Origin of the sequence: Actinosynnema sp. NPDC023794 (assembly GCF_040639675.1) — a bacterium.
GTDB lineage: Bacteria > Actinomycetota > Actinomycetes > Mycobacteriales > Pseudonocardiaceae > Actinosynnema > Actinosynnema luteola.
On record NZ_JBFAFR010000010.1, the window covers coordinates 230,794 to 256,000 of the forward strand.

The 25,207-nt window shown below is 73.2% G+C and carries 25 protein-coding genes and 1 pseudogene; 12 read left to right on the forward strand and 14 right to left on the reverse strand.

Going from position 1 to position 25,207, the window contains the following annotated elements; all coding sequences use genetic code 11:
* Positions 1 to 50 precede the first annotated feature (50 nt).
* The 3 genes from AB0H12_RS22470 to AB0H12_RS22480 all read right to left on the reverse strand — a co-directional run bounded on the left by AB0H12_RS22470 (position 51) and on the right by AB0H12_RS22480 (position 3,412).
* Entirely contained in the window at positions 51 to 554 is a 504-nt protein-coding gene (locus AB0H12_RS22470) for an SgcJ/EcaC family oxidoreductase (RefSeq protein WP_499624896.1), read from the reverse strand.
* Positions 555 to 698: 144 nt separating this feature from the next.
* Positions 699 to 2,297, reverse strand: a complete 1,599-nt coding sequence (locus AB0H12_RS22475; protein ID WP_499624898.1) for a pectate lyase family protein — start codon at positions 2,295 to 2,297, stop codon at positions 699 to 701.
* Positions 2,298 to 2,563: 266 nt separating this feature from the next.
* Positions 2,564 to 3,412 (reverse strand): PaaX family transcriptional regulator, encoded by an 849-nt coding sequence (locus AB0H12_RS22480; RefSeq protein ID WP_499624899.1) that lies wholly within the window; start codon positions 3,410 to 3,412, stop codon positions 2,564 to 2,566.
* A gap of 103 nt (positions 3,413 to 3,515) precedes the next feature.
* Here AB0H12_RS22480 and AB0H12_RS22485 point away from each other — a divergent pair, with 103 nt between their 5' ends.
* Both AB0H12_RS22485 and AB0H12_RS22490 read left to right on the forward strand, forming a co-directional pair.
* A complete protein-coding gene (locus AB0H12_RS22485) occupies positions 3,516 to 5,357 on the forward strand; it encodes a cellulase family glycosylhydrolase (protein WP_499624901.1) in 1,842 nt (613 codons plus the stop codon).
* Between the two features lie 158 nt (positions 5,358 to 5,515).
* On the forward strand, positions 5,516 to 6,670 hold the full coding sequence (locus AB0H12_RS22490) for a hypothetical protein (RefSeq protein WP_499624903.1): 1,155 nt from the start codon (positions 5,516 to 5,518) through the stop codon (positions 6,668 to 6,670).
* Here AB0H12_RS22490 and AB0H12_RS22495 read toward each other — a convergent pair.
* From AB0H12_RS22495 to AB0H12_RS22505, 3 genes are all read right to left on the reverse strand, one after another.
* Complete coding sequence (locus AB0H12_RS22495) at positions 6,646 to 7,554, reverse strand: bifunctional methylenetetrahydrofolate dehydrogenase/methenyltetrahydrofolate cyclohydrolase (protein ID WP_499624905.1); 909 nt, start codon at positions 7,552 to 7,554, stop codon at positions 6,646 to 6,648. The two genes, AB0H12_RS22490 and AB0H12_RS22495, sit on opposite strands and share 25 nt — an antisense overlap.
* The gene (locus AB0H12_RS22500; protein WP_499624907.1) at positions 7,551 to 8,162 is read right to left on the reverse strand and encodes a cyclodeaminase/cyclohydrolase family protein; all 612 of its coding nucleotides are present in this window, start codon (positions 8,160 to 8,162) and stop codon (positions 7,551 to 7,553) included. Before AB0H12_RS22500 ends, AB0H12_RS22495 begins: the two co-directional genes overlap by 4 nt.
* Positions 8,163 to 8,320: 158 nt before the next feature.
* A complete protein-coding gene (locus AB0H12_RS22505; protein ID WP_499624909.1) occupies positions 8,321 to 9,751 on the reverse strand; it encodes a serine hydrolase domain-containing protein in 1,431 nt (476 codons plus the stop codon).
* An 85-nt stretch (positions 9,752 to 9,836) separates the two neighbouring features.
* Between AB0H12_RS22505 and AB0H12_RS22510 the strand changes: the two genes are divergently transcribed.
* Together AB0H12_RS22510 and AB0H12_RS22515 are read left to right on the forward strand one after the other, a co-directional pair.
* Positions 9,837 to 10,961 (forward strand): sensor histidine kinase, encoded by a 1,125-nt coding sequence (locus AB0H12_RS22510; protein WP_499624911.1) that lies wholly within the window; start codon positions 9,837 to 9,839, stop codon positions 10,959 to 10,961.
* Complete coding sequence (locus AB0H12_RS22515) at positions 10,954 to 11,607, forward strand: response regulator (RefSeq protein WP_499624913.1); 654 nt, start codon at positions 10,954 to 10,956, stop codon at positions 11,605 to 11,607. The genes AB0H12_RS22510 and AB0H12_RS22515 overlap by 8 nt, the downstream gene beginning before the upstream one ends.
* Positions 11,608 to 11,621: 14 nt before the next feature.
* Here AB0H12_RS22515 and AB0H12_RS22520 read toward each other — a convergent pair whose 3' ends face one another.
* Together AB0H12_RS22520 and AB0H12_RS22525 are read right to left on the reverse strand one after the other, a co-directional pair.
* Complete coding sequence (locus AB0H12_RS22520; protein ID WP_499624914.1) at positions 11,622 to 11,756, reverse strand: hypothetical protein; 135 nt, start codon at positions 11,754 to 11,756, stop codon at positions 11,622 to 11,624.
* A 377-nt stretch (positions 11,757 to 12,133) separates the two neighbouring features.
* Positions 12,134 to 13,372 carry a YncE family protein gene (locus AB0H12_RS22525; protein WP_499624915.1) on the reverse strand — a complete coding sequence of 413 codons (1,239 nt, stop codon included), beginning with the start codon at positions 13,370 to 13,372 and terminating at the stop codon, positions 12,134 to 12,136.
* Positions 13,373 to 13,628: 256 nt separating this feature from the next.
* On the opposite strand from AB0H12_RS22525, the gene AB0H12_RS22530 reads away from it, so the two are divergent.
* The 3 genes from AB0H12_RS22530 (at position 13,629) to AB0H12_RS22540 (ending at position 16,663) form a co-directional block, all read left to right on the forward strand.
* Positions 13,629 to 14,795 carry a PucR family transcriptional regulator gene (locus AB0H12_RS22530; protein WP_499624916.1) on the forward strand — a complete coding sequence of 389 codons (1,167 nt, stop codon included), beginning with the start codon at positions 13,629 to 13,631 and terminating at the stop codon, positions 14,793 to 14,795.
* Positions 14,796 to 14,867: 72 nt separating this feature from the next.
* Positions 14,868 to 15,581 carry a TetR/AcrR family transcriptional regulator gene (locus AB0H12_RS22535; protein WP_499624917.1) on the forward strand — a complete coding sequence of 238 codons (714 nt, stop codon included), beginning with the start codon at positions 14,868 to 14,870 and terminating at the stop codon, positions 15,579 to 15,581.
* A 302-nt stretch (positions 15,582 to 15,883) separates the two neighbouring features.
* Positions 15,884 to 16,663, forward strand: coding sequence for an SDR family oxidoreductase (locus AB0H12_RS22540; protein WP_499624918.1), 780 nt, complete (start codon positions 15,884 to 15,886; stop codon positions 16,661 to 16,663).
* Positions 16,664 to 16,822: 159 nt separating this feature from the next.
* Here AB0H12_RS22540 and AB0H12_RS22545 read toward each other — a convergent pair whose 3' ends face one another.
* Together AB0H12_RS22545 and AB0H12_RS22550 are read right to left on the reverse strand one after the other, a co-directional pair.
* On the reverse strand, positions 16,823 to 17,002 hold the full coding sequence (locus tag AB0H12_RS22545) for a hypothetical protein (protein WP_499624919.1): 180 nt from the start codon (positions 17,000 to 17,002) through the stop codon (positions 16,823 to 16,825).
* Between the two features lie 267 nt (positions 17,003 to 17,269).
* Positions 17,270 to 18,121 carry an NmrA family NAD(P)-binding protein gene (locus AB0H12_RS22550; RefSeq protein WP_499624920.1) on the reverse strand — a complete coding sequence of 284 codons (852 nt, stop codon included), beginning with the start codon at positions 18,119 to 18,121 and terminating at the stop codon, positions 17,270 to 17,272.
* A 110-nt stretch (positions 18,122 to 18,231) separates the two neighbouring features.
* Between AB0H12_RS22550 and AB0H12_RS22555 the strand changes: the two genes are divergently transcribed.
* From AB0H12_RS22555 to AB0H12_RS22565, 3 genes and pseudogenes are all read left to right on the forward strand, one after another.
* Entirely contained in the window at positions 18,232 to 19,065 is an 834-nt protein-coding gene (locus tag AB0H12_RS22555) for a LysR family transcriptional regulator (protein WP_499624922.1), read from the forward strand.
* A 76-nt stretch (positions 19,066 to 19,141) separates the two neighbouring features.
* The gene (locus AB0H12_RS22560) at positions 19,142 to 19,840 is read left to right on the forward strand and encodes a DJ-1/PfpI family protein (RefSeq protein ID WP_499624924.1); all 699 of its coding nucleotides are present in this window, start codon (positions 19,142 to 19,144) and stop codon (positions 19,838 to 19,840) included.
* Positions 19,841 to 19,962: 122 nt separating this feature from the next.
* Positions 19,963 to 20,156 (forward strand): annotated as a pseudogene (locus AB0H12_RS22565) (RNA polymerase subunit sigma); the annotation flags it as partial.
* Between the two features lie 96 nt (positions 20,157 to 20,252).
* Here the strand turns inward: AB0H12_RS22565 and AB0H12_RS22570 are convergent.
* Both AB0H12_RS22570 and AB0H12_RS22575 read right to left on the reverse strand, forming a co-directional pair.
* Positions 20,253 to 21,155: a serine hydrolase gene (locus AB0H12_RS22570; protein WP_499624925.1), complete on the reverse strand. Its 903-nt coding sequence runs from the start codon at positions 21,153 to 21,155 to the stop codon at positions 20,253 to 20,255.
* 3 nt (positions 21,156 to 21,158) lie between these two features.
* Positions 21,159 to 22,046, reverse strand: coding sequence for a LysR family transcriptional regulator (locus AB0H12_RS22575; protein WP_499624927.1), 888 nt, complete (start codon positions 22,044 to 22,046; stop codon positions 21,159 to 21,161).
* Between the two features lie 83 nt (positions 22,047 to 22,129).
* On the opposite strand from AB0H12_RS22575, the gene bla reads away from it, so the two are divergent.
* Together bla and AB0H12_RS22585 are read left to right on the forward strand one after the other, a co-directional pair.
* Positions 22,130 to 23,059, forward strand: a complete 930-nt coding sequence (bla, locus tag AB0H12_RS22580; RefSeq protein WP_499624929.1) for a class A beta-lactamase — start codon at positions 22,130 to 22,132, stop codon at positions 23,057 to 23,059.
* Entirely contained in the window at positions 23,059 to 23,631 is a 573-nt protein-coding gene (locus tag AB0H12_RS22585; RefSeq protein WP_499624930.1) for a D-alanyl-D-alanine carboxypeptidase family protein, read from the forward strand. Before bla ends, AB0H12_RS22585 begins: the two co-directional genes overlap by 1 nt.
* Positions 23,632 to 23,635: 4 nt before the next feature.
* On the opposite strand, the gene AB0H12_RS22590 is transcribed toward AB0H12_RS22585, so the two are convergent.
* Both AB0H12_RS22590 and AB0H12_RS22595 read right to left on the reverse strand, forming a co-directional pair.
* Positions 23,636 to 24,001 (reverse strand): DUF1330 domain-containing protein, encoded by a 366-nt coding sequence (locus tag AB0H12_RS22590; RefSeq protein WP_499624931.1) that lies wholly within the window; start codon positions 23,999 to 24,001, stop codon positions 23,636 to 23,638.
* A 76-nt stretch (positions 24,002 to 24,077) separates the two neighbouring features.
* A complete protein-coding gene (locus AB0H12_RS22595) occupies positions 24,078 to 25,124 on the reverse strand; it encodes a glucose 1-dehydrogenase (RefSeq protein ID WP_499624932.1) in 1,047 nt (348 codons plus the stop codon).
* Positions 25,125 to 25,207 lie beyond the last annotated feature (83 nt).

A 25,207-nucleotide genomic window follows, 5' to 3' on the forward strand; every position in this document is an offset into this window, starting at 1 on the left:
AGTGCCCTGAGCCGGAGTGCCCGGTCAGTGCGCCCGGTCAGTGCGCCCGGTCAGTGCGCTTCGGGCATGGCCGACGAGTGGTGGTTGACGATCAGCCACTTGCCGTCGAGGCGCTCGTAGGCGAACGTGTAGCGGGCGTCGACCTGCGTGCCGTTCGCGGCCAGGGTGAAGCGGTAGACGCCGGCGTCGATCGCGGTGTCCGGGCCGAGCACCGCCACGTGCGACTCCAGGATCTCGCCGCTGGGCTTGTTGGCCAGGAAGTGCTCGAAGTAGTCCACGATCTCGGCGCGATCGGACCGGACGTTGTCCGACAACGTCGGCAGCAGCACGGCGTCCGGCGCGTAGAGGTCGGCGACCTGCCGCGCGTCGCCGGTGGCCAGCGCGCGGTTCCAGGCGCCGAACAACGCCGCGACCTCCTGCGCGGACGGCTCGGCGACGGCGGTGGTGGCGGTGGCCGGTTGCTCGTTGCCTGAGGCCGTGCCGCACGCGGTCAGCGTGACGGCCAGGGCCACCGCGGTGATCGCTCCGGAACGGGTGCGGCCAACGTTGCTCATCGTCATCTCCTGCGGGTGGTGCGGATGTCGCGTTCCACTTTCGTGTGACGAGCGGAAGCGACAGCACAGGAGAACGACAACGCCGAGCAAGGGTTCCGCCAAGAAACGGCGTGGCCGACCCGGAAGCCGGCCACGCCATCGGGATCAGCCGACCTTGCCGACGCCCGCCCCGGCCATGACGGCGGCCTTCACCGTGTTCGGGTCGTCCAGCGTGTAGGAGTAGTAGTCGCGCGGCTCCTGCACGCTGCCGCTGCAGTCGGGCGTGCCCGACTCGCCGACGAACACGTTGTTCCGCGCCACGCACCGCCCGCCCGGACCGGCGTAGTTGTTGCTCACCGGCTCCTCGACGTCCTCGAAGTGGTTGCCCTCGACGACGCAGCCCGAGTCCGCCTGGCACGCCACGCCGACGTCGGTGTTGTAGAGGTAGTAGTTGTTGAACACGTGCACCGGCTCGCCGAACCGGACCCGGGGGTTGCGCTGCGGCGTCTTGTCGAACCAGTTGTGGTGGTAGGTCACCTTGAGCCGGCCGACGTCCTGCGCGCCGTTGCCGTCGTCGTGGCCCAGCAGCATGTTCTTGCTGTGGTTGTGGGTGTGGTTCCACGAGACGGTGACGTAGCTGGAGCCGCGCTTGATGTCGATCGCGCCGTCGTAGCCGTTCGACAGGTCGTTGTGGTCGATCCACACGTGGTGGGAGAACATCTGCACGTTGATCGCGTCGTCGGCCCAGTCGCGGAACACGAGGTTGCGGACGATGACGTTGCGCACCGCGTCGGCGGGCGGCGAGGTGACGGCCGAGACCGGCAGCCCGATGTTCAGCCCGCCGCCGGTGAGACCGGAGGCCGACCCGATGCCGACGATCGTCTTGTCCGACGTGACGTCGTGCATCGGCCCGGGCAGCGCGATCATGCCGCGCACGCAGATGTTCAGCGGTCCGGCCTGGGCGATCGCGGCCAGGAACTCCGCCGCCGTGTCGACCTCGACCGTGGGACCACCGGCACCGCCGGACGTGCCGCTCTGACCCCACGCGGTGACGGAGGCGAACCCCTGGGGACGCCCGGACGTGGCGCACGTGCCGGGTTGGTGCGAGGTGGTGGTCGTGGTGGTGGTGGTGCTCGTCGGCCCGCCCGGTCCGGCCACGTCGGTCACCAGCACGTCGTCGAACGTCGCCGCCGCGTAGTAGGTCGCCACGCCGATCCGGCCGCTGCCGAACGTGGCGTCGGTCGCCGTGACGACCTGAGCGCCGTCCACGAAACCGCGCAGCGTGCTGCCGAACACCTCCAGCCTCACCGTGCGCCAGCTCCCGACCACCACGGCCACCGGCGCGGTGGCCAGGGCGGTGTGCCCGCCGCCGACCCGCTTGCCGAGCACCGCGGCGCCGGCGTTGGACAGGGCCAGGTAGTAGTAGTTGCCGGTGTTCTGAACCCGGGCCGTCACGGCGACGTGCCGGTTCGAGCCGTTGAACGCGGTCGGCTTGACCCGTGCCCGCACCGACTGGCCGGACCACACCGTGCCCGCCACCGCCCTGGCGTCGGCGCTGGTGCCGGACTGGCGCCAGGCGCGCGACCCGTCTGCGACCACCGCCCAGCTGCCGCCGCTGGAGCTCCAGCCGGTCGCGTTGCCGTCCTCGAAGTCGTCGTCGAACAACGTCGCGGCCGATGCCGAAGGCACCAGCAAAACCGCCACCGCGACCACGAACGCGCTCGCCACGGCGGCGAGCGACGCTAATCTGCCGTGCTTGCTCAAAAAAGCCTCCTGTGCTGGACCGGGCGTTCTGCGCCCGATTCCGCCGACCCTTCGGCGTTCACGGTGGTGAATGCGTTCACGCTGGTGAACGTAGGTGTGGACGCGTTCGGGCGACGGCTGCCGACAAACGGAGGCGGCGGTTGGCGGCACGCTCTCGAAAGTGCTTCGAATCCTTGCGGCGAAGGTAGGGCTTCGTTTCCGGGACGTCAACGCCACGCCACGCGACGGGTTGGAAACCGATCCGGGAACCGATCCGGAACGGGTTTTCAGGGGCCGTCGACCGGGATCGTGTCGAGGACCGACGCGGCGATCGACGCGGCCGGTTCCGCGTACGCGCCGGCGAGGGTGTGGAAGAGCTGCTCGGCGCGGATCGCGGGCCAGTCCTCCGGCAGGTGCTCGGCGGGCAGCCGGGGGTCCTGGCGGACGAGTTGCAGCCACTCGGTGTGCAGCAGCAGCTGCCTGGCCAGGTCGTCCGGCGCGTCGGCCAGCGGGCGGTCGTGGTCCCAGCGGCGCAGGAACACCTGGTAGCGCTCGGCGATCGCGGGCACGTCGAACGCGGTGCGCGCGATCTGCACGGCCTCGGTCGGCTTGGCCGTGTGCGCGGTGAACACCTTGAGGTGGTCGTCCAGGTCGAGCTCCTCGACCAGGGCGGGCACGTCCACGACGCCCGGCGCGACCCACAGGCCGTTCTGCAGCGGGCCGAACCCGCCCCAGATCAGCCGTGAGCGCAGGTCGTGCCGCTGGCTGCGCCACGACTCGGGCACGGAGAACCCCACCACCGTCCAGGCGCCGTCCCAGTCGCTGTTGATCGCGCCGCTGCGCCAGACCCGGTGCTCGCCGTCCTCCAGCACGGCCGTCGAGCGCGCGGTCAGCCCGAAGTACGTGCGCCTGCCGACGCGGTGCCGCGCCAGCAGGTCCCGCTTGACCATGCGGGTCAACGTCGAGCGCACGGCGTCCTCCGACACCCCGACCCGGGCGAACACGTCGATGACGCTGCCGGAGAAGACCGCGACGCCCCGGTTCAGCACGTGGATGCCGAGGAAGCTGAGCATCAGCGACTGCGGCCGGACCGATGCCTCCTGCTCACGGACCTGCGGGTCGTCGTGCGGGATCACCGGGCGAGCGTAACCCCGGCTCCGCGCCCTTGTGCGACCCGGCCGATCCGCTACCCTCAACATGAAACACCTTCATCTTCGGGTCGAGTGAAGGGCGGTCGCGGTGAAGCGGATCGCGTTCCTGCTGGCGCTGGTGCTTACCACGTCCACGGCCCCCGGCGTCGCCGCGCCGGACGAGCTGTGGTTCGACGGCTCCGCCGTGACCGTCGCCGACGGCGCGTTCCGCGACGAGCACGGCCGCGAGGTGGTGTTGCGGGGGTTCAACGCGTCCGGCACGGCCAAGCTCGCCGAGCACCGGGGCCTGCCGTTCGCGAGCACGGCGGACGCGCGGTCGTCCGCAGCGGCGATGCGGCGGATGACCGGCGCGAACGCGGTGCGCTTCCTCGTCACCTGGGCGTGGGTCGAGCCGGAGCCGCGCCGGATCGACCTCGCCTACCTCGACCGCGTGGGCGAGCAGATCGGCGCGTTCACCGACCAGGGCATCCGGGTCTACCTCGACTTCCACCAGGACCTGTACTCGCGCCACCTCTTCAACCGCGACAGCTGGTACACCGGCGACGGCGCGCCGGAGTGGGTCGTGCGCGCGGGCGGCTACCCGAAGGAGTCGTGCGGGATCTGCGTGCACTGGGGCCAGAACATGAAGAGCAACAACGCGGTCACCGCCGCGACGCGCGACTTCTGGCACAACCGGGAGATCGCCACGTCCGCCGGGCCGATCCGGATCCGCGACGAGTTCCTGCACCAGGCGGGCGAGGCGATGCGGCGCCTGAAGTCGACGCTGCCGGCCGAGGCGTTCCGGCTCGTGCTCGGCGTCAACCCGCTCAACGAGCCCTACGCCGGGCGGTACGACCAGGGCCAGGACGGCGTGGCCTGGGAACGCGACCTGCTCATGCCGTTCTACCGGCAGTTCCGGCAGCGGATGGACGACGCCGGGTGGGCCGACAAGCCCGCGTTCGTCGAGCCGCTGGTGTTCTGGAACCAGAACGTGGACTTCTTCGCGGAGCCGGGCGGTTTCCCGGCGGTGCCGACGCTCGGCGACCGCTTCGTGTTCAACTCGCACTTCTACGACGGCAAGGCGCAGTCCGGTCTGCTCAAGCCGGGCAAGGCGGCCGACGGCGAGTACACCGCGGACTTCAACCGGATCCGGGACCGGGCGGGGGCGCTCGGCACGGCCGGGATCGTGTCGGAGTTCGGGCACCCGGTCGCCGGTTTCACCTCCGACAAGAACCCGACCGTGCTGAAGGCGATGTACCAGGCGCTGGACTCCCGGCTGCCCGGCGCGCGGTGGTGGGCGGGCGCGGCGGCGTCCGGGCCGGTGTTGTCGGGCAGCCAGTGGCACTGGGACGTCAACTACGGCCGGCACCACGAGTTGATGAACGACAACCCGGACAAGGTCCGCACCGAGGGTGACGCGATGAACGACGAGCACTTCTCGGCGGTGCGCGTCGACGACGGCGGCAACCACGTGCTGACGGTGGAGGGCCGGGTCGTCGACCGGCTGTTCCCGCGTGCCGTCGCGGGCCGGACGGCGGCGTTCGCCTACGAGGACCGCGCACGGGACGGCGGCGCGGTGCTGTCGTGGAACCGGGTCCCCGACACGATGCCCGCGGTGCGCGCGCTCGTCGGGACCGGGCAGTTCGGCGTGCTCGTGTGGCGTGGCAACGGTGTCGCCGCGCCGACGGAGCTGCACCTGCCGTCGTCGTTCCCGCCCGCGTCGACCACGGTGGTGAGCGATCTCGGCGCGCTCACCGGACTGCCCGCCCACACCGGTGCCGGACCGGTGTCCGTCGCGCCGGAGCCGGGCGTGCCCGGCGTGAACCGGCTGCTGCTGTCCACAGAGGACACCGGCCTGCACTTCGCGCTCGTGGCGAACGGCGCGTCCGCCGGATCGGTGACCGCCGCACGGGCGGAACTGGCCGCGTGGGTGGCCGCCACCTTCCGCTGACCCACGCTGGTCCAGGACGGCGCGAACCTGCCCGGCGGCGTCCGCCCCGCTCGGCGCGCAAGGGTTTCGCGGGTGGTTGCGCTGTCCGGCCGACACCGCGGCGGGCCGCCAGGGGTTACCGTTCGATCGATCCAGGACATCCTCGCAACGGAGCGATCATGCCCGACTTGCGCGCGTCGCTGGCCGCCTTGGCGCTCGCGACCGCCCTGCCGTTCGTCGCCGCGCCGTCGGCGGTCGCCGAGCCCACGATGGTCGTCACCGAGCTGGGCCGCCTGCCCGGTCACCCCGACCACCACGTCACCGGGATCAACGACCTCGGCCAGGTGGTCGGCAGCGCCCAGGGTCACGGGACGCCGACGCACGCCGTGCTGTGGTCGCCGCGCGGCGGGGCGAGCGACCTCGGTCCCGGCCTGCTGGTGGGGATCAACCAGCGCGGCCAGGTGCTCGGGTTGGAGGCCCGCGCCGCCACCGCGCCGTACCAGCACAAGCCGTGGATCTTCTCCGGCGGCGTGCGGACGACCGTCATGCACACCTACGCGGCGTGGGCGACCGCGCCGGCGATCAACGGCAACGGCGTCGTGCCGGTGAACTACTCGACGTCCCTGATGCGCCGGCAGCACAACCGCGCCGCCGTCTGGAAGGGCGGTCGGCACACCGAGCTGTCGCTGTCCGGGCCCGACCTGTGGGTGCACGGGATCAACGACGCCGGTGTCGTGGTCGGCAGCTACGCGTCCGCCGCCGACCAGGACTTCGCCGCCGTCCGCTGCGTCGACGGCGCGTGCACGCGGCTGGGCGGCTCGTCGGGTTACGGCCCCTACGTCCCGGAGGCGGTCAACGAGACCGGGGTCGTCGTCGGCAACCGCGGCACGGTCGCGTTGCGCTGGGAGGGCGACGAAGCGACCGTGCTGTCCGAGAACGGCCGGGTCGCGCACGGCGACCAGTCGCTCAACGACCGCGGCGACGCGGTCGGGTGGGCGGCCGAGGACGACGGCGTGCCCCACGCGGTGCTGTGGCCCGCGGGCGGCAAGCAGGTCGACCTCGGCGTGCCCGCGCCGGCCGAGGCCGTGGCGATCAACGAACGCGGCGACGTCATCGGGTGGACCGCGGCCAACGAGTGGTCCTCGGCCCGCGGGTTCCTCTGGCGCGACGGCCGGGTCACCTACCTCGACCCGCCGACCGGCCACCACAGCCTGCCCGTCGCGATCAACAACCACGGCGTCGTCGTCGGCCACACCACCGGCACGGACAGCACCAACCGGCCCGTGGTCTGGACGCCGCTGCCCACCGCTCACGACGAGTGGGCGTTGCGGTAGAGGCGGACGGCGTTGCGCATCGCCATGGTCACGGTCATCGAGCCGACCCGGGGCACGAAGACCGAGGCGCGTTCCACCACGTCGTCGGCGAAGTTCTTCATGGTGGAGAAGTTGAGGCACACCGCGCCCGGTTTGATCTCGTCTGCCCGGACCAGCGGGAAGTCGCGTGACGGCACACCGGTGACCACCACGTCCGCCTCGGCGAGGGCGGTGGCCCGGTCGGTGGCCACGGCGTCCACGTGGTGGCCCTGGATGCCCGCCGCGTGCCGGAACGCCAGCGAGCCCGAGATGTCGAACGACGTGACGTCCGCGCCGTCGTTGGCCAGCATGGCGGCCAGCGGGCGTCCGACGATCTCGCTGCGGTTGAAGACGCACGCCTTCACCGACGCCAGCGGGGTGTCGCCGTCACCGCGGAACGCGCCCGCCTCACCCAGCAGCTTCATCACGGCCAGCGGGGTGCAGGGCAGGACGGCCCGGCGGGTGCCGGCGTCGTCGATGAACCGCCGGTTCTCGTAGAGGCAACGGCTCCAGAACGAGTGCAGGCCCTCGACGTCCTTGCGCGGGTCGACCAGCTCGCGCAGCCAGCGGTCGCGTTCGGGGTCGCGGACCGGGTAGTAGACGAACACGCCGTGCACGCCGTCGTCCGCGCCGGCGTCGCGGACGGCCGCCTCGACGTCCTCGGCGCGTGGCGTGCGGAGGTCGAAGTCGATGCCGACCTCGGCGCACGCCCGCCGGGTGTACTCGGCGTAGGTCCGGGCCGGCCGGTCGCCGTCGACCAGGAAGCCGACGACGGTGAGGCGTTCCGGGATCGTCGCCAGGTCGGCGCGGATCCCGTCGCGGATGGATTCGGCGAGGTCGGCCGGGTCGATGGTGCGGGCGGTCATCGGGACTCCTCCGGGGTGGTGCTCTCGATGCGGGTGTGCGCGGCCACGGCGGCGCGGCGCACGGCGTCCAGTCGTGCGGTGAACGCCGCCGCGTCGGCGCCGAGCCCCGCCACGTTGACCTCGGCTCCGCGCAGGGTGGCCAGGACGGACCCGAGCAGCAGGTCGGCGCCCGCGCGGACGTCGCTGACGACCGTGCCGCTGACGACGGGCAGCACCGAGTGCGCCCACTCCAAGGCTTCCACCGCGTCCGCGGCGGCGGTCAGCGGGCCTTCCGTGGCCGCTGCCGACGCCGACGCGACCGCGGCCTCCCGGGCGGCCCGTTCCTCGTCCGTGGAGCGCGGCAGCCGCCGTGCCCGGAGGTAGTCCTCGAACAGCTCCACGTCACGGTCGGCGGCGGGACCGAGGCGGTCGAGCAGCGACTTGCCCGCCGTGATCGCGTCGGCGACCGAGGGGTCGCGCCGGGCGGTGATCTCCAAGGCCATGAGCACCAGCGCGCAGCCGAACGCGGCCGTCACCGCGGCCACCGACCCGCCGCCGGGCGTCGGGCTCGCACTGGCCGTCCGCGCGCGCAGGTCGGCCAGGCTCAGTTCCCACAGGCTGTCCGTCACGCGACGATCTTCGCCTGCTCCGGCGTCGGCTGCCACCGCGTGTGGTCCCGCCCGTCGGGTCGGGTCCCGTCACCGTGCCCTTCCGTCGTGGCTGGTCGGCACGAGCCCGGTCCGGGGTGGACCCGGGCGTTCCCCGCCGCGGAACGCCCGGGTCGGCGTCAACCGGCGGACCTCCGACGGCCGACCAGCGCGATGGCCCTGGCCGCGAGCACGGCGACGCAGCCCAGGGCCGTCACCGCCAGCGCGACCATGAACGTCGGGTACAGGTACGGCACCTGGAGCCACGCCACGTCACGTCCCCGGTACAGGTAGCCGACGACCCGGTGGACCGTGAGCAGGAGCAGGAGCGGCAGCACCAGCGGGACCAGGCGCGCCACCGTCCACGCGGTCGACCGGCGGCGGGCGGCCCACCGTCGCGACCGGACCACACCGCGACCGTTCAGCGCCGCGAACACCAGGGCGAGGCCGAGCAGCACCGCGTCGACGACGGTGTGCGGGTCGTCCGCGGGCGGCAGTTGCCTGCCTTCGACCAGGGCGACCAGGCGCGCGCCGATCGCCTGGGCGTCGCCGTGCCGCATCCCGGTGTTGGCCAGGACCGCGATGCCGTGGCCGGACCCGGGCAGCAGCGCCTGGTAGGCGGTCGAGGTGAACAGGTCGCCGCCGTGGTCGACCAGCGGCGCGCCGGAAGCCGTGACGCCCACGAACCAGCCGAGGCCGTACGACTTCGACACGGCGGTCGGCGTGTGCGTCTCGGTGATGCTCCGCGGGGTGGCGATCGACGTGCCGTCGCGTCCGCGTCCGCCGTTGTTCTGCGCGATCAGCCACGCCGCCAGGTCGTGGGCGGAGGTCAGCACACCGCCGGAGCCGTTGCCGAACGCCGGCGGTTCGGGCAGCGCCACGGGCAGGCCGAGGACCGTGACGTGCCCCTCGGCGCTCGGCGGCAGGTCGCGCTCGGTGTCGGCGGTGCGGCTGTCGGCCATGCCGAGCGGGTCGAACACCTCGCGGCGCAGGTGGTCGGCGAACGGCAGGCCGCCGACGACCTCGACCAGCCGGGCGGCCACCTGGAAGTTCGGGTTGTGGTACTCCCAGCGCGTGCCGGGTGCGGCGGCCAGCGTCGAGTCGCGCATCGCCGCCACCGCCACCGCCAGGGTGCGCACCGGTGGGCCGCTGAACGACCGGTGGGTCGTGTCGGACATGCCGGAGGTCTGGTCGAGCAGGTGGCGCACCGTGATGTCGGCGGCGCGGGGGTCGGCCATCGTGAACTCGGGCAGGTGCGCGCGCACCGGGTCGTCGAGCCTGATCCGGCCGCTCTCCACGAGCCGCATCACCGCCACCGCCGTGAAGGACTTGCTCACCGACGCGGCGGCCATGGTGGTGTGCTCGGTCACGGCGTCGCCGCCGGGCGTGCGGCCGTACCCGGCGGTGTGCACGACGGTGGCGCCGCGGGTGACGGCCACCGCGACACCCGGCAGCGCGGTCTGCTCCCGGTACTGCCGCACGACCGCGTCGATGGCGGCGCCGTCGACGGTGGGTGGAACCGTGAGGGACGTGGCGGAGATGATCAAGGCGGACAGGATCGAGGTGAACACGCCGAGCAGTCTCCGAGCGTTCCGGTCGCGTGCCATCGGACCGTGGTCCGAGTTCCACGGGTCGACGCCCGGCTACGGTGCCACCATGGTGCGACTCGGCCCGAAAGGGCTGCTGGTGGTGGACGTGGTGGCCGCGGGCGTGGTCGTGGCGTGGGCGGTTCTGCGCGCGCCGGCGGTGGACGTGCTCGCCGTGGTCGCCGCCGTCGCGCTCGGGGTTCCGCTCGCCGTCCGCAGGCTCCGGCCCACCGCGGTGCTGTCCACCGTTCTGCCGGTCGGCGCGGCGGCGATCGTGGTCGGCACCGGGAACGAGTCGACGCTGGCCGCCATCGCGTTGGCGCTCTACCCGGTCGTGTTGTCGTCGTCCCGGTCGGGTGTGGTGGGCGCGGTCGCGTCGCTGGCGTGCGTGGCGGCGGCGGGTGTCGTGGTGGCGACCGTGCCGGGTCTGCCGCTCGTCCCGGCGCCGGCGGGCGCGGAGTCGTTCGCCACCAACCCCTTGTCCACCTTGCTGTTCAGCGCGGTGGTCGTCATCGGGTCCTGGGCGGTGGCCGCCGCCGTCCGCACGCGCCGGCGGCACGGCGCCGAGCTGGCCGAGTCGCGCACCGCGCGGGCGGTGGCCGAGGAACGGCTGCGCATCGCCCGGGACATCCACGACGTGGTCGGGCACAACCTCAGCCTGATCGCCATGAAGGCCGCCGTCGCCAACCACGTGGCGGGCACGCGCCCCGACGAGCGGGAGGCGGCGCTGAGGAACATCGAACAGGTCAGCCGGTCGGCCCTCGCGGACGTCCGGACCGTGCTCGGCGGGCTGCGCGAGCCGTCGGCCCCGGCGGGCGCCGCCGGGCTGGACCGGCTGGTGGACGACGCGCGATCGGCCGGCGTCACGGTGACCGCCGAGCAGGTCGACCTCTCCGGGACACCGGCGGCGGTGCGGATCTCGGCCTACCGCATCGTGCAGGAGGCGTTGACCAACGTGCGGCGGCACGGCCACCCGCCGCGTTGCCACCTGGTCACGGCCGTCGAGCCGGGCAGGCTCGTCATCTCGGTGGTCGACGAGGGCACGGCCGCGCCCGGCGCCGACGGGCACGGGCTGCTGGGCATGCGGGAACGGGTCGCGCTCCACGGCGGCACGCTGGACGCGGGCCCCGCTCCCGGCGGCGGGTTCGCGGTCCGCGCCACGCTCCCGTTCGACACCGGCGCCCACCGTGGTTGAGCCGATCCGCGTGCTGCTGGCCGACGACGAGCCGATGTTCCTCGAGACGATCCGGTTGCTGGTCGACGCGGCCCCGGGGGTGGAGGTGGTCGCGGAGGCGGGCACCGGCCGGGAAGCGTGCGACCTGGCCGCCCGGCACCGGCCGGACGTCGCGGTCGTCGACGTCCGGATGCCCGACCTGGACGGCATCGCCGCCACCCGGCGCCTCACCGCGCTGCCCGACGCGCCCAAGGTCCTCATCCTCACCACGTTCGACCTCGACGGCGTCGTGCACGAGACGTTGCGGGCAGGCGCCAGCGGGTTCCTGCTCAAGGACGTCCCGCCGCACCGGCTGCTCGACGCGATCCGGACGGTCGCGGCGGGTGAAGCGCTGCTCGCGCCGACCGTCACCCGCAGGCTCATCGCGGACTTCCTCCGCGCCCCCGCGCAGCCCCGCGCCCGACGGTCGCTCGACCGCGTGACCCCTCGGGAACGGGAAGTGCTCCACCTGATCACGCGAGGGCTGTCCAACACCGAGATCGAGCAGGCCCTGCACCTGAGCCGCCACACGGTCAAGACGCACATCGGGCACCTCATGGCGAAGCTGGCCGCCCGCGACCGGGCACAACTGGTGATCGCGGGCTACGAGGCCGGTCTCGCCGACTGACACACCCGCGGCGGTCACGTCGGCGGGCGTCGTCCGGCCACGACACCGGCGGCGGTGAGGCTCGCGGCCGTCAGGACGAGGACGCCGGCGGCGCCCGTGCCCGCCGCGAGCAACCCCGCCGCGCGCACCGCGAGCAGCACACCGACCACACCGGGGCGGGATGCCGCGCTCGGCGCCCAGCGCGGGCAGGTACACCAGCGTGATGTCGACCGCCGCGATCACCACGCAGCTGACCGCGAGCGTCCGCACCGGACCCGGTCGCCGCACCAGGTCGCGCACGCCCTCCGGCTCACCGTCCACTGTGGCCGCACGACCGACGGCGGGCGAGCGCAACGCCACCGTGACACCGATCAGGACCACGGTGGTCACGAACGCCACCAGGAACACGGTGTCCGTGCGCGGGATCGTCCGATCGCCGCCGAACAGCAGGATCAGGCCCGGACCGACCACCAGCCCCACCACCGCGCCCGACCATGCCGAAAGCGGTGGCCGGCAACCGCGCCGACCACCGCTCCCCTGGCCCGTTTCAGCTGGTCGAAGGGCCGGTCCAACCGGTCGGCACGTGGCCGACGCGCACCCGCTGCGGGTGGTCGCCGACCGGCACCGAGACCAGCTTGCGCCCGGTGGCGAAGTCGATCGCGGTCACCTGGTCGGAGCCGCTCTCCGAGATCACGCAGCTGCGCCCGTCACCGCTGACGGTCGCCCAGTAGGGCTTGGAGGCGGGCACGAGCGCGCCTTCGCGCAGGGTCGCCCGGTCGACGATCACGGCGTAGTCGTCCATGGTCCCGGCGATGCACAGCTTGTCGCCCCGTGGGCTCACCGACATGCCGTGGTGGCGCGAGTCGTTGACCCACGTCGTGCGGTCCTCGCTGGTGTTCGGGTTCTTGGGCAGTTCCTTGAGGCGGGTGACGCGGTCGGTGGCGACGTCGTACTCCAGGAAGCCGTTGAAGAACGACACCTGGAAGTACAGCTTCGACTCGTCGGGCGTGAACGCCACCGGCCGCACCGAGTCGGACAGGTCGGAGCGGCCGAACGCGTCCAGCCGCGGCCTCATGTCGATCACCTTGACCTGCTGGAACGTCGCCGCGTCCACCACGGTGACGCGCCGGTCCCCCTTGGTGAAGTCGAACGCCGGGTCGTCCAGGGCGGTGTTGACCTCGCCGATGGACATGTTCCACAGGTACCGGCCGCCGTCGGTGAACACGTTCTCGTGCGGCTTGTCGCCGGTCGCGAACGAGCCGACCTGGCGACCGGTCTCGATGTCGAGCACGTGCACGGTGTTGGACGTCGAGGCGGACACCGCGACCCGGCGGCCGTCGGGCGAGACGGCCATGTGGTCGGAGCGGAAGCCCGAGACCGGGAAGCGCCAGTTCACCCGGCCGGTGGCCAGGTCGATGGACACCACGTCGGCGAAGCTCGGCCGGGAGGCGACGACGGCTCGGCCGTCCGGAGTCGTGTACATGTCGTCGACGAACTGGTCGTGGCCCTCACCCGGGCCGGACCTGATGCCGAGGAAGAACGCGAGCTTGATCGGGTTGAGGTAGATCTCCCACAACCGCTCCTGGCGGTCGGGGATGATGTTCACCCGGCCGATCTTCGCGAAATCGCCGCTGGAGGCGATCACGTCGGCGGTGCCGTCCCAGTTGTTCCCGACGAACATCACCTCGCGCAGCGCCGTGCCCGCGGGAGGGGCGGCCACGGCGGGTGCGGTGGTCGCGGCCAGCACGCAGGTGGCCAGGAGGCCGAGCAGGCGCGTGCGGGGCACGCGCTTCCGTCCTCCCGACCCGGATTTCTTGTCCACGAGAGCTCCAAACCGGATGCGCGAGTTGTCACATCCGTGCAGGGTTTTCGATTCGTCCACGCCAGTTCCCGAACCCGTGGCCCCCGAGTCCGGCCGGACTGTTACCGTTCAGTAGGCAATAGATACCGGCTCGCCGCGGGTCCGCGGTAGGGGCCGGCGCCCAACGAGCCGGGTGCTCGTTATGCCACTGCCACAACGTCGCGGCGGGAGGATGTGGCCGGTGTCGGCAGCGCACGATCGCGGTCGCCTGCTCGGGCAGGTGCTCAGGGGCATGGCGACCGATCGCGGTGTGGTCGAGGAGCTCGTCCGGGCCGCGCGCGGCCAGTCGCCGGAGGTCGCGCGGTTGCCCGAAGCGGAGAACCGCCGGCACGTCGAGGTCCTGCTGGCGACCGGGCTCGACTTCTTCGAGCGGTCCGACGAGCCGGAGGCGCAGGACTTCGAGGCGGCCGAGGCGTTGGGCGCGGACCGCGCGGCGCAGGGGATCTCCATCGACGGCCTGCTGCGCGGGGTCCAGGCGGGCCGCACGACGGCGATGAACATCGCCATCGCCCGCAGCCGGGCGGCCGGCGTGCCCGACGAAGTGCTGCTGGAGGGGTTGGTCGACCTCGACCGCTACACCGGGGCGTTGGAGCGGCACGTCATCAACGGCTACCACACGGCCGAGCTCGAACTGTCGCGCACGAACCGGGACGCGAACACGCACCTGCTGCGGCGGCTGCTCGTGCACGGCGACGGCACGCCGCCGGAACCCGCGGAGCTGCGGCGCGCGGGTTTGTCGTCCGACGGGCAGTACCACTGCCTGGCCTCCGACGTGACCCTGCCGGGCGAGGCGCGTGCGCTGGAACAGCGACTGCTGGGCTGCGGCGGCGTCTACGGGTCGGTGGAGGGCCGACTGGCCGGGTTGGCCGCCCGACCGCCGGCCGACCTCGGGCCGGACGTGCTGCTGGTGGTGGCGCCCGCGACGGGGCTCGCGGTCATGCGTGACGTCCACCCGTTGTGCGTGGCGGCGCTGCGGATCGCCGGTCGGGCGGGGCTGCGCGGGGTGCACGACCTCACCGACCTGGCGGGCGAGGTGGCGCTGGCCGCGCAACCGGTCCTCGCCGACCTCCTGCGCGGCTCGCTCGACGGCCTCGACCACGACGACGACTTCCACCGCGAACTGGTCGGCACCGCCCTGGTCTACCTCGACCACGGCCAACGCCTCGGTCACGCCGCCGCCGCGCTGCACGTGCACCCCAACACCGTCCGGTACCGGCTCGACCGGCTGGCCGAGATCACCGGCGCGCCGCGGGACGACAGCGGCGCGGACGACCCGTCGACCGTGCTGGGCACCCTGCGCCACTGGTGGGCGCTGCGAACCTGGCTCGACCACCGCCCGTCCCGGTGACCCCGACCAGGCCGTATCATCGCTAACAACGAAGTGTTGGCATCGATCCGTCGAGGTGTTATCGTTGCTAACATGGACAACAGATCAGCGATCCTGGCGGCAGCCACCGAGCTGCTGGAGACGTCGCCGAACGGCGACATCTCCACGCGCGGCGTCGGGGAGAAGGCCGGGGTGCAGCAGCCGGTGATCTACCGGCTCTTCGGCGACAAGGACACCCTGCTCGCCGCGGTCGTCGATCACGGGTTCGCGCAGTACCTCGCGGCCAAGCGCGCCGCCGTGCCGACCGAGGACCCCGTGGCGGACCTGCGGCGCGGGTGGGACGGGCACACGCGCTTCGCCCTCGACCACCCGAACGTGTACCGCCTGATGTACACACCCCGCCTGTCGTCCCCGCCGCAGGCGGTCCGCGAGGCGAACGAGCTGCTGCGCGGCGTGCTCGAACGGATCGCCCAGGTCGGCCGCCTCGCCGTCGAACCCGACCGCGCCGCCGACGTCGTGATGGCCGCCAACACGGGCGTCGCCCTGTCCCTGCTCAACCGACCCGAGGCGGACCGCGACCCCGAGCTCTCGGTGCGGGTGAGGGAGATCGTGCTGCCCGGCATCCTGACCCCGGAGCCGGAGGCGGACTCCGCGGACACCCCGCCGTCGGTGGCACAGGCGGTGGCACAGGCGGCGACCACCCTCGGCGCGCTGCTGCGCTCGAACCGGCCGGAGTCGTTCAGCCCGGCGGAGTTCGCACTCCTCACCGAATGGCTGACCCACCTCGCAACCCCCACCAAGCCCTGACGCCACCCCAACCCACCTGCACCCGCACGCCAACTACCCCACGACCCGACCCCACCAGCGCCGCCACCGCACGGCCCGCCCGCACAGCCGCCATGCCCTGGCCATCCACGCGGCCAACGCCCGCCGGCACACCCAGCCCAGCCGCACACCCAGCCCCAGTCGAGCGGCTTGCCACTACCCCACTGCCCTCGCACCGCGCGCGGCCCGTGGCCGCCGGCCCCGCAGCGCGACCCCATCGCCCGGCCTCACCGTCGCCGTATCCGGCACACACTGCGCATCCCCCGCACCCGAAAGGAAATGTCATGTCCGAGCACACCGCCACCGAACCCGCCACCACCGACATCACCTCCACTCCCACCACCCGGGTCGCCCTCGTCACCGGCGGCAGTGGGGGGATCGGGCGGGCGGTCGCCGAGCGGCTCGTCGCCGACGGTTTCGCCGTGGGCGTGCACTACGCCGGCAACAAGGGCAAGGCCGACGCGATCGTCGCCGACATCACCGCCCGAGGCGGGCAGGCCATCGCGGTGGGTGGGGACGTCGCCGACGAGCGCGACATGAGCGCCGCGTTCGACGCCGTCGAGGCCGCGTTCGGCGGCATCGACGTGGTCGTGCACACCGCCGGGATCATGGTCCTGGCGCCGATCGCCGAGCTGGACCTGGACGACCTGGACCGCATGCACCGCACCAACGTCCGCGGCACGTTCGTCGTCGCGCAGCAGGCCGCCCGCCGCGTCCGCCGGGGTGGCGCGATCGTCAACTTCTCCACCTCGGTCACCCGCACCCAGCTGCCCACCTACGGCGCCTACGTCGCCGGCAAGGCCGCCGTCGAGAGCATCACCCTGATCCTCGCCCGCGAACTGCGCGGCAAGGACATCACCGTCAACGCGGTCGCACCCGGCCCCACCGCGACCCCGTTGTTCCTGCAGGGCAAGGACGACGCCCTGATCGCCCACTTCGCCGGGGCCACCCCGCTCGAACGGCTCGGCAGGCCCGAGGACATCGCCGACGCCGTCTCGTTCCTCGCCGGCACCGCCCGCTGGGTCAACGGCCAGGTCCTCTTCGCCAACGGCGGCCTCGCCTGATCCCGACACCTCCGTCCACACCGGAAGGACCCACCATGAGCAACGTCATCGTCATCACCGGCGCGTCCAGCGGCTTCGGCGCCCTCACCCCCGTTCCCCCGCCGACACCGGCAACACCGTCTGCGCCGGGACGCGCGAGACCACCGGCCGCAACGCGCCTCAGGTCCGAGCCGCCGCCGACCACGCGCGGCAGCCCGCCGAGGCGTTCACCCCCGAACAGCCGGCCGAGCTGTACGACGTGAACGTGCTGCGCACCCAGCGGGTCAACCGCGCCGCGCCGCCCGGGGTGCGCACCCGCGGCCACGGCCTGGCGATCTGGGTGTCCAGCTCCAGCGTCAAGGGCGGCGCCCGCCCTACCTCGCGCCGTACTTCGCGGCGAAGGCGGGCATGGACTCGCCGACCGTGAGCCACGCGGGCGAACTCACCGCTGGGGCGTCGAGACGTCCGTCGTCGTGCCCGGCTCGTTCACCTCGGACTCCAACCACTTCGCCCACGCCGGCCGCCCGGCCGGCCGTGTAGCCGGCACCACGTCAGGGCTGGTTGTCCAAGCTGCGCCGGCCACCCGTCCGGTGATAGGAATCAGTGAACACTGAAGCTATAGAGCGATTAGGGAAGCCTGGTGGCCCGATAGTGGACTTCCAGGACGTCGCGCAGCGGCGCGGTAGGCCGTCCGATCAGACCGGCGAGAGCCGGGTCGACCCTTGCGAACGCACCTTGACGACTGGCCGCGAACATCCCCAGCAGCAAGTCCGCGACGTGCTCGGACAGACCACGGGCGACGAGCCCGGCCCGGTAGTCGTCGTCCGACACGACGACCCGGCGGATCGGCCGGCCCGTCACCTCCGACGCGATCGCCGCGACGTCGACCAGGTCCACGGCCGCCGGACCGGTGAGGGCCGGCGTCACCCCGGCGAAGACGTCCTCGGTCAACGCGAGTGCCGCCGCCTCGGCCAAGTCGTCGTGGGACGTCCAGGACACCGGACCGTCCGCCGGCGCGGCCAGCTCACCCGTCTCCACCGCGCCGGCGAGCAGCATGACCACCGTCGACGCGTAGAAACCGTTGCGCAGCGACGTGAAGGCGAGGCCCGACTCCCGCAGCACCACCTCCGTGGCGGCGTGGTCGACCATCGGCGCGAAGGGCGACGACGGGTTCGAGGCCATGTGGCTGGTGTAGACGACGCGCTCGGCCCCGGCCTTCCCGGCGGCGTTGATCGCGGTCTCGTGCAGGCGCACCGCCGCCTGACCGCTAGCGTCCACCGACACGACCAACACCCGTGACGCGCCCTCGAACGCGTGCGCCAGGCTCCCCTCGTCGGCGAAGTCGCCCTGCCTGACCCGAACGCCCCGCTCCGCCAACCCCCGAGCCCGCTCCGGATCACGGACGCACACCGACCCGGTCGGGCCCGACCCGACGAAGCAGCCGTTCCACCACCGCTCGACCGAGTTTCCCGTTGACACCACTGACAACGATCATGCGACAAACCCTGCCGCGACACCGCCGTGCCGGAAGGATCACCGAGCACCGGGTTGTCACCCTCAGGGACATACCGATCGGAGGTGGGTGCCGCTTGGAGTCACGCCCCCTGCGCTACTTCGTCGCGGTCGCCGAAGAGCTCAACTTCGCCCGCGCGGCCGAGCGGCTGGGCATCTCGCCCCCTCCGCTGTCCCGCACGATCCGCAAGCTGGAAGCGGGGTTGGGCGTCACGCTGTTCGAGCGGTCCACCCACAGCGTCGCGCTGACCCCCGCCGGCCCCGTGCTCCTCGACCAGGCCCGGATCGCCCTGGACGCGTTGCGGGCGGCCGGACGGCGAGCGCAACGCGCCGCGGAGCCGAAGCTCGTCCTGGCGGTCAAGGCCGACGGCGACGCGGGACTGCTGGAGACCATCCTGGCCGGGTACGCGGCCGATCCGGCGTCGTCCCCGCCGGTCGCGGTCCGCCTGTGCCGGTGGGGCGAGCAACCGGCGCTCCTCCGCCAGGGCGAAGCCGACGCCGCCCTGATCTACGAGCCGTTCGACCGCACCGGCCTCGACGCCGAGACCGTGACCGTCGAACGGCGCGTCGCCGCCGTCCCCACCGACCACCCGCTCGCGGCACGCGGGCACGCCACCCTCGCCGAGCTCGGGCTGCCGATCGACGACGCGACGCGGCTGGACCAACTCCACCGCCACCTCGACGGGATCGTCGCCCGGCACGACGTCCACGACCTGCCCCAACTGCTCAAGCTGGTCGAACTCGGCGAGTTCGTCGCCCTGCTGCCGGAGTCCGTCGTCGACCGCTACCCACGAGCCGGGATCGCCTACCTCGACGTGCCGGACGCGCCGCCCGCGACCCTCTCGATCGCCTCGCCCCAGCAGTCCCGCTCGACGGCCGCCGCGGCACTCGTCCGCGCCGCCGCCCGGTGACGACTCGCCGACCGCCGGGAACCGGACGGGGGTTTCGACCGACCACTGTGGTGAACCGCGAACCGGGGAGGTCACCGTGGAACGTCGTGCGTTCTTGCGCGCGTCGGCGCTGTCCGTCGGCACGATGGGAGCAGTGGGAGCGACGTCGGGTGGTGCGGCCACCGCGTCGGCGGCGGCGCCGCTGCGGGTGCAGGTGCTGCTGTTCGACGGGGTGGAGGAGCAGGACTTCATCGCACCGGTGGACGTGCTGGGGCTCGCCGGGCGGATGAGCGGGGGCGCGTTGACGACGACCTTGGTGGCCACCGGTCGTCCCGGCACGGTCACCTGCACGTACGGCACCGAGGTCCGGGTGCCAGGGGGCTGGTCGCCGGAGAAGGCGGACGTGCTGGTGGTGCCGGGTGGCGGGTACAACGACAAGGCCGGTCCGGGGGTCAACCGGCTCGCCGCCGACCAGGGCTTCCTGCGCCGCCTGGCCGCCGCCGACGCGCTGCGGGTCGGCATCTGCACCGGCACGATGGTGCTGTCCGCCGCGGGGTTGACCAGGGGCCGCAACGCGACCACGCACACCGGCGCGAAAGCCGACCTGGCCGCGCAGGGCGCCACCGTCGTCAACGCCCGCGTGGTGGACGACGGCGACCTGATCACGGGGGGCGGCATCACCTCCGGGCTGGACGTGGCGCTGTGGCTGGTGGAGCGGTTCCTCGGTGCGAAGCTCGCCCAGCGGGTGGAGACGGTGCTGGAGTACGAACGGCGCGGCACCGTCTGGCGGGCCTGAACGTCCCGACCGGCGGTTGCCGGGAACCGGTCCACAGAGGACAGGTCCTGGTCGGCAGCTCCAGCGGCATCTGCGCGCCGGCTGGACTTCCAGCACACGATGGCCGCCACCACCGGGCGGTGAGCCTTCGCCGGTTCGCCGGGCGTTCGTCGGCCCGCACCTGGCTGCTGTCGATCGCCCGCCGGGTGGTGATCGACCAGGTCCGGATGGCGCGGTCACCGTCGGGCTGAACCTGCTGCTGGACGCGCCGGCCCCCGATCGCCGCGAGGCCTTGGTGCTCACCCAGGTGCTGGGACCGTCCTACGCGGAGGCCGCCGTCCGCGCTCGGGGTCGTCGTGCTGGAACGGTCGATGACGGCCGTGGAACCGGGGATCGCGACGGCCGCCCGGACCGCCGGGTTCCTCTCGCTGACTCACGACGCCCGCAGCTCGTCGCGCAGCGTGCGGGCGACGTGCGCCATCAACGCCTCCGCGCCGGGTTGCACCACGGCGGGCACGCGCGACTCGGTGAGCGCGGCGACGGCGAACGCCTGGCCGTCGGCGTGCTCGACCACACCGACCTCGTGCCGCAGGTTGAGCAGCGTGCCGGTCTTGGACGACCACCGTGACGCGTCGGAGCTGAAGTCGGGTGCGAGCCGGTGGCGCAACGCGTTGTCCCCCATCAGTTCCCGGACCCGTTCGGCGACAGCGGGCCGGATCGTCGTCGGCCGCCACACGCCGTGCAGGAGGTCAACGAACGCGCGGGCGGAACCGGCGTTCGCGCGGCTGATGTCCAGCTGCGTCACCGGGTGGCCGCGGCCCTCGGTCGCCGACGCGATGGCCAGCGAGTGGGCGAGGTGGCCCTCCGCCGGGGTGAACCGCTCGGCGGGTGTGTCGATCAGGTCGCGCATGAGGTGGCGGACGGCGATGCCGTCGTGGCCGAGCCGGCGCAGCTCGGTGGCGACCGCGTGGGGCGGGGTCAGCGCGAACAGGGCGTCGGCGGCGGCGCTGTCGCTGATCGCGACGCTCAGGTAGAGCAGGTCGTCCAGCGCGATCGTGGCGGGGTGGCGGAACTTGGGCAGCCCGATCGGCCCGCGAGCGGTGACCCGGCCCGGTGGCACCACGACCGGGGTGGCGGCGTCGAGCTCGCCCCGGTCGACGCGTTCCAGCGTGGCGATCGCGAGCGGCACCTTGACCAGCGACGCGATCGGGTACTCCACGTCGGCGTCGAGGCCGAGCTCGTCGCCGGTGTCGAGGTCGCGCACGAGGAACGAGCCGCGCAGGCCGGCGTCGTGCAGCGCTTCCCGCGCGTCACGCAGGATTCTGGTCGTCCCCATCCCTCACGCCTCTCCGCCCGGGATGCCGAGGCAGTGCCCGATCACGGCGGGCGGCAGGTCGCGGATCCGCCGGCCGTCCTCGCGCAGCCCGGCCGTGACGGCGTAGCCGCGCGCCAGGTCCAGCTCGCCCACCGGCCGCCAGTGCAGACCGAGCACGTCGGCCTGGCTCGGTGAGCAGAGCAGGAGGTCGCTCGAGCCGAGCACGTCGGCGGTGGCCGCGACCAGCGAGGCCGCCACGACCACCTGGGCCGGTTGCAGGCCGACGGCGTCGCGCAGGCGCGTCAGGCGGTCGCGGACGTGCGGCACGTCGTCCTCCGGCTGGAGCCGGATCCGCCGCCGGCGGGTGTTCCGCTCGGCACGGCCGGCGCGCAGGGTCTCCACGTAGACCGCCGAGATCGCGCCGGGGTCGGCGTGACCGGCGAGGCCGAGCGGCACCCGCCAGGCGCCCTCGTCGGGCGGCACGGCGACCAGCGCGGCCCGGACGTCCAGCGTGCGGACCAGTTCCACGCGTTCGGCCGGACCGGCCGGGCGCGGGTCCAGCTCGAGGTCGTGGCGGCGGGCGTCGGAGACCAGGCGGGCCAGCGGGCGCGGCGCGCACACCTCCGGGACGGCCAGCCGGAAAGGACGCAGCTTGGCGCGCTCGGCGTCGTGCTCCATCGCCTCGGCGAGGTCGACGAGCCGCCGCGCCGACGGCAGCATCTCCCGGCCGAACGGCGTCAGCGCCACGCTCCGCGAGGTCCGGGTGAACAGCCTCGCGCCGAAGTGCTTCTCGAGCGCCGCGACGCGCCGACTGGCCACGGACTGCGGTATCCGCGCCGCGGCGGCGCCGACGGTGAAGCTGCCGTGCCCGCTCACGGCCACGAACGCCTTGCACGCCTCGACCACGTCCACAGGCCGCGACTATGCCAGATCGGCATCGATGCCCGCCTCGGTGTCTTGGACAGCATCCACGATCGCCTGTGAAGCTCCTCGGCGTGACACCGCCGCACCGCACCATCAGCCGCCGCGCGTTCCTGGGCGCCGCCGCGCTGCTCCCGCTGGCCGGCTGCGCCCGGGAACCGACACCGCCGTCCGCACCGTCCTCCACGCCGCCCGGCACGACGTCCGCGCCCTCCTCCGCGCCGACCGATCACCTGGTCGAACTGGAACGGCGGTTCGACGCGAGACTGGGCGTGTACGCCCTGGCCACGGGCACGGGCACGACCCTCGCGCACCGGGCGGACGAGCGGTTCGCGTTCTGCTCGACGTTCAAGGGGTTGGCGGCGGCCGCGGTCCTGCACCGCAACCCGCTGTCCCACCTGGACACTGTCGTCATGTACTCCGAGGACGACCTGATGGCGAGTTCCGCCATCACCCGGCAGCACGTGGCCACCGGCATGACCATCCGCCAGGTCTGCGACGCGGCGGTCCGCCACAGCGACGGCACTGCGGGCAACCTGCTGCTGCGCGAGCTCGGCGGCCCGGCCGGGCTGACCGACTACACGCGCGCCCTCGGCGACACCGTCACCCGGTCGGACCGGTTCGAACCGGACCTCACCACCGCGACGCCGGGGGACCTCCGCGACACGACCTCGCCCCGTGCCATCGGCGCCGACTACCAGCGGATCGTGCTCGGCGACGCCCTCGAGCACGACAAGCGCGCGTTCCTCTGCGACCTGCTCGAACGCAACGCCACCAAGGCCGGCGCGCACCGCGTCCGCGCCGGCGTGCCGCAGGGGTGGACCGTGGCCGACAAGACCGGCACCGGCGACTACGGCACGGTCAACGACATCGCCGTGGTGTGGCCGCCGGACGCCCCGCCGCTCGTGATCTCGATCATGTCCAGCAAGGCGACCGCCGACGCCAAGCACGACCAGGCGCTGCTGGCGGAAGCCGCCGCGTACGCCGTGGAGTCGCTGACCTGATGCGACGCGTCGTGATCGGTCTGCTGCTGGCACTGCTGTCGGCCGTGGCCTCGTTGGGCGCGCTCGGCGCGACCGGCCGGGTCGTGCTGGTCCACCACCCGGTCGCCGGACGTCCGGTGGCGATCGTGGAGGAGGTCCCGGGCCCGGAGACCGGGCAGGTCTGCCCGCTGGACGGGCGTTATGTCGACGAACGGCCCGACGGCCTGCGCCCGGACGTGCTGCGGGCGTGGCACCGGCTGAAGGCCGCCGCCGACGCGCAAGGGGTCGGGCTGTGCCTGAACGACGGCAAGCGGAGCACCGGGCAGCAGCGGCGGGAGTTCGAGGACGCGGTGCGGCGGTTCGGCACCGCGGAGCTCGCCGCGCGGTACGTCCTGCCGCCGGATAAGTCGATGCACGTCAAGGGGATCGCGGTGGACGTGCAGCCGCTGGAGTCGGCCGCCTGGGTCGAGGGCAACGGGTCCGCGCTCGGCTGGTGCCGCCGCTACCTCAACGAGGAGTGGCACTTCGAGCACGACCCCGCGTACGCGACCGCCGGCTGCCCGCCCATGCTGCCCAGCGCGAGCGGCTCCTGAACGCTCAGGCCCACGGGATCGTCGCCTGGAGCACCGCCTCGGTCAGCGCTCGCGTGCGCAGGTGCGTGACCCGCTGGTACTCCGGGTCGGCGACCATGCGGCCGAACGCGGCCCGGTCGGGGTAGCGGACGATCACCACCGCGTCCCAGCCCTGCCCGTCCTCGGCCACCAGCGCGGTGGAGCCCGCGCCCGCGTAGAGGACCTCCGCGCCGTAGCGGGGCAGGAACGTCTCGCGCAGGTGCCGCGCGTACTCCTCGTACGACGCCGCACCGCCCTCGGCGAACCGCAGCAGGTTGAGCATGACGACCGGTCCACCGGGGTCCTCGGCGAGCAGTCGCTCCAGGTCGGCGCCACGCGGGTCGACAGCCATGCCGACAGCATGGGCGCACGTGATCACGTCCGCATCGGTGAGACCACCTGCCGTGCCGATCCAGAGGGCGACGACCTCAGAGGGCGATGACCACTTTGACGTCGTCCGGGCGGGCGGTGAACGCGTCGGCGAACTTCGCCAGCGGCACGCGGCGGCTGATCAGTCCGTCCAGCCAGTCCCGGTCGGCCTTCGCCAGCGCGTCGGCCGCCTGGCGGTAGTGGCGCAGGTTGGCGTTGACCGAGCCGACCACCACGTCGTTCTCCAGCACCATCACCCGGTTCGCGCCCGCGACGTCCACGTCCACCGCGTGGCCGCCCGACGAGATGCCGGTCAGGCACACCACGCCGTACGGCGCGGTGTTGCGCACGACGGAGATCACCACGCTGCCCACGCCGGTGGCCTCGATCACCACGTCGGGCCGCAGCCGGGAGGCGACCTCGTCCACGTCGCCGTGGTGGTAGGTCGCGCCGAGCCGCCGCACCAGCCGGGGCTTCGGGCCGTCCGCGACGCGGTCGAGCACGTGCACGTCCAACCCCTGCTGCACGCCGATCATCGCGGCCAGCAGCCCGATCGGCCCGGCGCCCGTCACCAGCGCGCGTTCCGGCTCGTACCACGCCCGCTCCCCCACCCGACCGACCTGCTCCCAGGCCTTCGCGACCACGGACGTCGGCTCCATCAGCACGCCGGCGTGCGCCAGCCCCGGGTCCAGCGCCACCGCGTAGTCGGGCTCGACGGACCACCGCTCGGACGCGTACCCGTCCAGCTCCTTGATGCCGCGCTCGGTGTAGCCGCCGTTGCGGCAGTTGTCGAACTCGCCATGGGCGCACGCCCCGCACGGCGCCGGGTCGGGTCGCCGGACGACGCCCACCACGAGGTCACCGGCCGTGAAACCACTCTCCGGAGGGGCCGTCGTCACCCTGCCGAGCGACTCGTGGCCGAGCACCAACCGGTCGCGTCCCGGTGGCGCCCAGCCGTACTCGGCGCGGGCGATCTCCTTGTCCGTGCCGCAGACGCCGACGGCCAGTCCCTCGACCAGCAGGTCACCGGGCCGCGGCTCGGGCTCCGGCACGTCGGTGACCTGCAGCGAATCCGCCGTCTTCGGGTCGAGCGTGAGCGCGCGCATGGTCGTGGGCTACCCCCGCGCGCGACCCGCATGCGGGCCCGGCCACCGGCGTCCCCCGGTGGGATGGGTGTTGTTTGCCCACC